The organism is Adlercreutzia murintestinalis (genome assembly GCF_943192905.1).
In the GTDB taxonomy this organism is placed as follows: Bacteria; Actinomycetota; Coriobacteriia; order Coriobacteriales; family Eggerthellaceae; genus Adlercreutzia_A; species Adlercreutzia_A murintestinalis.
This window is the reverse complement of the sequence record NZ_CALPCC010000013.1, coordinates 59850-66189: the sequence shown is the minus strand read 5'-3', so window position 1 is coordinate 66189 and position 6340 is coordinate 59850. Positions and strand designations below refer to the sequence as shown.

The following is a 6340-nucleotide window of genomic DNA, read 5'->3' as shown; positions in this document are numbered from 1 at the left end:
ATCGCGCGATCGCGTTGCAAACGGCCGTGGAGATCGCGCGCGCTGCCGATACGAAGCCTTTGACCATGGCGTTCAACGAGATCGCGCGCGACGATGTTTCCTTCAACCCTGAGAGCATCGACGTTAAGAACCACTAGGGGATAAGGCGCCCTTCGGCCATGACGGAGTTCCAGCGTGTCATACTGATCCATTATCACGAGATCGGCCTGAAGGGTAAGAACCGCGGGCGCTTCGAGCAGCGGCTGCTGCTCAATTGCAAGGATCTGCTGCGCGCGTTTCCTGTCATCGACATTCATCGCATATCGGGGCGTTTGGTCGTCTTTCTTAAAGAAGGTACCAGCCTGACCTCGGCGTGTGCGTGCGAGGAGATGGTAGCGCGCATTCCCGGTGTCGCTCGTGCGTCGTGCGGCTTCAAGTGTCCGCGCACGATAGACGCCATCTACGAAGCGGCGGTCGCAGCCTTGGGAGAGGCGGGGCCCTTCGAGACGTTCAAGGTGCAGGCGCGGCGCAACCACACGGATTTCCCCATCACCTCCATGGATATGAACCGGCTGGTGGGCTCGGTTCTCTGCGAAGCGTTTCCTGATGCGTGCGTTCGGATGAAAGGCTGCGACGTGCAGGTCGATGTTGAGGTCATCCAGAACGCTGCGTTCGTGTACGCGAAGAGCATTCGCGGCATCGGCGGTCTTCCCGTTGGTGTTTCCGGAAAGCTGGCCTGCTTGTTGTCCTCTGGCATCGATTCGCCGGTGGCTACCTGGCGCATGGCGCGGCGGGGCGCTGTGTGCATCGGCGTGCATTTTTCGGGCGCGCCGGTGACCGCTGACACCTCATCGTATCTGGTGGACGATATCGCGCAGGTGCTCGCGCAGACGGGGTGCATCGCGCGGGTCTATCGTTGTGCGATGGGCGAATACCAGCGCGACATCTCAGTGGAAGCGCCGCCTGCGCTGCGAGTCATCCTGTATCGGCGCTTGATGTTCAAGGCAGCCGAGCGCATTGCGGCTCTTGAAGGGGCGAAGGGGTTGGTAACGGGCGAGAGCCTCGGTCAGGTAGCTTCGCAGACGCTCGAGAACATCGCCGCCACCGACGATGCGGTGAGCATGCCCATCCTTCGGCCGCTGATCGGTACCGACAAGCAGGATATCATCGCTGATGCGCAGCAGGTGGGCACCTTTGAGATCTCGTCTCAGGATGCTCCCGACTGTTGCACGCTGTTCATGCCGCGCCGTCCGGAGACCCATGCGCGCCTTGATGCGGTGCGTGCGGCAGAAGCTGCCTATCCGGTCGATGCGTGGGCGGACGCGCTCGCTGAGACGGCGCAGGTGACGGACTATCGCTGCAGCGCGTATAGGCCTGCCCGGAAGACGGAGACGCATCCAGCTTCGTAGGCATGTTGGCACGGACGGTGCCTGAATGCTCTCAAAAGGCATGTCAGATGTGCATCAGGGTTGTGCTTGATGCAGACAAGAATCGTATCAGAGCGCTGATAGATGCCCCTACGAATGCGTATGTTCTCGCTGCTCATCAGATGCGGCGACTGTGATGCTGCCACGTGAGGTCGAATGGCTATGCTCTCTCTGAGATGATGAGAGCAGGTGAGTGCATGTCCTTTCAGGAGTTCGCGCAAAGCGCACAGCGTCGATCGCATATGGGGCACGTGAAGCCCTCGGTCGTGATCGGGAGCGCCGTGATAGCGCTCGTGTTGGTGGGAATCGTGGCTGCGGGGTGGGCAGGTTTGGCAGCTGCAGGAGACGTTCAGGTTGTTGAAGCGCAGCAAGCAGCATCTGATCCTGAGACAGACCAGCAAGCAGCAGAGACGACGCCCAAGACCATTTGCGTGCATGTGGCAGGGTGCGTGAACAGCCCGGGTGTCTGCACGCTCGAAGAGGGCGCACGGGTCTCTGACGCTATTGCGGCCGTGGGAGGATTGAACGCAGACGCGGCTGACGAGAGCATCAATCTGGCGCGCATCGTGCAGGATGGCGAGCAGATCATCGTGCTGAGCCAAGAAGAGGCTGCGCAGAGCGCCGAAGTTGCGCGCTCTGAGGTTGCAACATCTCATGCCACGGGAGCACAGGCGGATGCGCGCGTGAATCTCAATACCGCCGATGCGACCCAACTGCAAACGCTCAGCGGAATCGGAGCATCGAAGGCAGCCAAGATCATCGCGTATCGGGAACAGCAAGGCCCCTTCAAGAGCATTGATGACCTTCTCAATGTTTCTGGTATTGGGGAGAAGACGCTCGAAGCGCTGCGCGATAGCATCTGCGTGTGATGGGATCGCATGTCCCTCACACGCGACCGGATGCGCCGGTCAAGCCCGGTCTTCCGCCCTTGCTCATCGGTGCGCTCATGTTTTGGGCTGCATGCGCAGCGGTCTATGCTGTCTGTTGCGGTCACCAGCTGAACGATCTTGTGAGCGCAGTGCCCTTTGCGGGAAGCTTCCTGGTGCTCGCGGGCATGCTCTGCGTGCCTCGGCGCCTGCGATGGGTGGGGGCCGCTGGGGTGGCGCTGGCATTAGGAGCGCTGTTCGGGCTTTTCGGCGCGGCATTGTTGATGACCGAGACGCAGGCAGCTACGAGCCCTGGCACCTGGCAGCTCACGCTCACGAGCGACCCGACTTCGGGCGAGTATGGCGCATCGGCGTTTGCTGACGCGCGAAGCGATGATGGGCGGTGCGCTCATCTGGGCATACGCTTTGATGGTGATACTGATCTTTTGCGGGGAGATATCATACGCCTGGCCGGTACGCCGCGGGCAGTGGGGGCACAACAGGCTTCGTTTTATTGGTCTCAAGGCAGCGGCGCCATCTTATCGGTCCGAACCTTTGAGAAGGTGTCGCCTACGGGCCTGTTCGCACCCATCGCCCAGATGAGGCGCACTGCTCTTGCAGTGCTAGCAGAAAACGGGGGAGACCAGGCAGGTCTTTTGCAGGCGCTTGCCTGTGGGTATCGGCCCACCATAGCCGCATCGGGGTCATACGAGTCGTTCAAGACATGCGGCCTCGCGCATATGGTAGCGGTTTCGGGTGCGCACCTTGCCCTTGTGGTGGGCATGCTCGGTCTGCTTCTGCAAGCATTCGGGACACCCCGTCGAATAGCGCTTTGTATCACCATCTCGTTCGTGGTGGCCTATCTCGTCTTTGCAGGTATCCCGCTTTCGGCAGTGCGCGCAGCTTGCATGGTGGTGTTGGCGCTTACCGCCTCTCTGGCTCAGCGACGCAGCGCATCGATAAACGCTCTCGCGCTCTGCATCATCGGCTTTATCGCGTGCGATCCGGTCGTGAGCGTGTCGGCTTCATTCGTGCTTTCGGCGGGATCCACGCTCGGCATCTTGCTCTTCGCCAACCTCATCGCATCATGGTTTTCAAGCGATCGTCGTGCGATTCACCAGGGGGTATCGCTACCGCTCGGCATGACCTTCGCTTCAAATATCGCCACGCTACCGTATTCCGCAGCACTGTTTTCCCAAGTGCCGCTCATCGCTCCTGTGGCCAACGTGGTAGCGGTGCCGCTGTTCGCCGTTGCGTGCAGCGCCTCGCTGCTCTGTGCGCTTTTCGCCTGTATCGCACCACCGCTTTCAGGTATAGTGGTCATGCTGGGGCGTGTTGCGGTGTGGCCGCTTGCTTACGTTGTTGATCTCATGGCGCAGATTCCGTACGCTTGCATCGCCCTGAGCGCTGATCCGGCCTTCATGGTGGGGCTGTCCGTGCTCGTTGGGATAGCGCTTTGGATGGGATGGCCCATGCCTTCGCGACGTGTCGTCGGGGGGAGTGCGGGAGCGCTCGCGGTCATAGTGGCTGCGCTATTGGCCTTCCTGCCGCTGACGGTGACCGACCAGTTGGTCATGCTCGATGTGGGGCAAGGCGATGCGTTCTTGGTGCGCAGTCAGGGGCGCGCAGTGCTGATCGATACGGGCAACAAGGACGCGCTTCTGCGTGAGAATCTGGGCAGGTTGGGTGTCAGTCGGCTCGATGCGGTCATCATCAGCCATCATGATGATGATCATTGCGGCTCCTTGTCCACCCTTGCTGGTTTCGTGCAGATCGGTGCCGTATATGTTGCCGCACCAGCGCTCGGGTGCTCTTGCGATGGGTGCGCTGACCTGCGCCGTATGGCCGAGCATGCTACCGGCGCTTCTGTGCAGGGGCTTGCAGTGGGAGACACCCTGCAGGTGGGGCGCTTCGCATTGTGCGCGGTCTGGCCTGACGCCTTCGCTGATGAAGGAGGCAATGCGGACAGTCTGTGCCTGCTTGCGCAGATCGACTGCGACGAGGATGGGTCGTACGATTGGCGCACGGCGTTCATGGGCGATGCCGAGAGCGAGCAGATGCAGCGCATGGTGGATGCAGGGCGCCTTGGCAGCGTTGACGTGCTGAAAGTCGGACACCACGGCTCGAAGGTATCGCTCAGTGAAGCGCTCATCGAGAAGCTCTCTCCGCACATCGCACTCATCAGCTGCGGGGTGAACAACCGCTATGGCCATCCGACACCTGAGGCATTGGCGTGCCTTGATGAGGTGGAGCAGGTGTTGCGCACCGATCAGGTGGGCACCGTCGTGCTCGATTTCGCGAGAGAGGGGATTTACGTGCGCACATCCTGAGCAGTTGACCGCTGTGGTGGTTTAGAATATCGGTATGGCTACGAATGCGAACAACGAACTGCTCAGCGCCTATCTTGTGGTGGGCGATGATGTGTTGAAGCGAGAAGCAGTGGTGCGGCGGCTCCATCAGCGACTGGAAAAGCTGGGGGACCTCTCCTTCAATCTGGATGTTTTGCATGGCGCAACCTGCGATGGTGACGAGGTGGTCAGCGCTTGCAACACCATCCCTTTCGCGAGCGAAAAGCGTCTCGTGCAGATCAGCGATGCGGACAAATTGAAGAAAGCCGCATCAGAGGCGCTCGTTTCCTATCTGGAACGGCCGAGCGATTCCACGGTGCTGCTCTTGCTCGCTGAAAAGCTGGCGAAGAACACGCGTTTGTACAAAGCTGTTGCTGCACTGGGAAAACAGGCCATTATCGACTGCTCGGCGCCGAAGAGCTACAAAATGGGCGAGCATGTGAGAGCTATGGCGCCGACCCATGGGATCACCATCACCGACAGTGCGGCGGCAAAGTTGGTGGAGCTCGCTGGTACGGACACGGTGCGGCTCGATACCGAGTTGCGCAAGCTCGCCTTGGCCCATCGCGGTTCCGATCCGGTGAACGAAAATGAGGTCATGGCGCTCGTTGCCCATACCGCGCAGGTGAAGCCGTGGGAGTTCGCTGACGCATTCGCCGCGCGCGACCTCGCACGGTGCATGGCGTATATGCCGCGGGTGGAAGGCGGCACCCCTCTCTCGCTCCTTGCTCTGTGCACGGCGCGCGTGCGCGAGTTGATATGCGCGCGCTCTGTGCTTGCGCACGGCGGAGACACGGCACAGGTGGCAGCTGCGCTAGGCGTGCCTGATTGGAAAGTGAAGAACCATGTTGGATGGGCGCGCCGGTTCAGCGCTTCCGATCTGCGCGGGGCATTGAGCAGCTCTTTGCAAGCAGAACGGGCAATGAAAAGCGGCACCCCGCAGGATGCCGCTTTCATCGATTGGTTGGTGCAGGTTCTGAGACGCTAGCTGCTTACTCAGCGCTCTCGTCAGCAGCAGCCTCGCCCGCCTCATCCGCCGTCTCGGCTTCCTGAGCCTCTTCGGCCGCCTCAGCAGCCGCAGCTGCCTCCGCCTCAGCAGCTTCTTTCGCAGCCTTTTCCTTGCGCTTGATGGCAGCAGCCTCTTCCTTCTTCTGCTTTTCAGCACGCTTGGCCTTCTCTTTGGAAGCAGCCGCCAGAGCCGCTTTGCGCTCTGCCTTGGCAGCGGCTTTCTTGCTGCCGGTCTTCTCCTGCTTCTTTGGAGCGGGCTTTTGGTAGGCAGCGCGGTCGGCATCGGTTGCCACGGTGTTTGCCAGGCGCATAATGCCGCTCTTGCGATTGGCTGCCTGATTCTTCTTGATCACTCCCTTGGTGACCGCCTTGTCCATCAGGCGGCATGCCTTCAGGGCAGCGCTGTACGCTTCGGCGCCGTTTCCTGCGGCAACCGCGTCCTTCACGCGGCGGGTGGCCGTTTTCAGTTCGCTTTTGATCGCGCGATTGCGCATGCGCCGCTTTTCGTTGGTGATGATGCGCTTCTTCTGAGATTTGATGTTCGCCATCTGCGGTATCCTTTTCGTCGGTTGTTCGTAGGCATGCCCGGCGAAGATGATCGGAAGATATGGCTGGGATAGCGGATGAGGCGACGAGACGCACGCCCGCAAGGCGGTAGTGCTGCTGCGACCTTCGGGATTTTCAGGTCGGTCTCCGTCTCCTGCCGGCATCC

The 6340-nt window shown here is 60.8% G+C and carries 5 protein-coding genes; 4 read left to right on the top strand and 1 reads right to left on the bottom strand.

The genetic code is table 11. The annotated features are described in order from the left end of the window. Positions 1–158: 158 nt before the first annotated feature. The 4 genes from thiI (at position 159) to holA (ending at position 5608) form a co-directional block, all read left to right on the top strand. Positions 159–1388, top strand: coding sequence for a tRNA uracil 4-sulfurtransferase ThiI (thiI, locus tag NFR19_RS05830; protein ID WP_251212850.1), 1230 nt, complete (start codon positions 159–161; stop codon positions 1386–1388). 215 nt (positions 1389–1603) lie between these two features. Next, positions 1604–2275 (top strand): ComEA family DNA-binding protein, encoded by a 672-nt coding sequence (locus tag NFR19_RS05825; protein ID WP_251212849.1) that lies wholly within the window; start codon positions 1604–1606, stop codon positions 2273–2275. Beyond that, on the top strand, positions 2275–4602 hold the full coding sequence (locus NFR19_RS05820; protein WP_251212854.1) for a DNA internalization-related competence protein ComEC/Rec2: 2328 nt from the start codon (positions 2275–2277) through the stop codon (positions 4600–4602). Before NFR19_RS05825 ends, NFR19_RS05820 begins: the two co-directional genes overlap by 1 nt. A 34-nt stretch (positions 4603–4636) precedes the next feature. Beyond that, complete coding sequence (gene holA, locus NFR19_RS05815; protein WP_251212848.1) at positions 4637–5608, top strand: DNA polymerase III subunit delta; 972 nt, start codon at positions 4637–4639, stop codon at positions 5606–5608. Positions 5609–5612: 4 nt separating this feature from the next. Here holA and rpsT read toward each other — a convergent pair whose 3' ends face one another. Continuing rightward, positions 5613–6176, bottom strand: coding sequence for a 30S ribosomal protein S20 (gene rpsT / locus NFR19_RS05810; RefSeq protein WP_251212847.1), 564 nt, complete (start codon positions 6174–6176; stop codon positions 5613–5615). Positions 6177–6340: the final 164 nt, after the last annotated feature.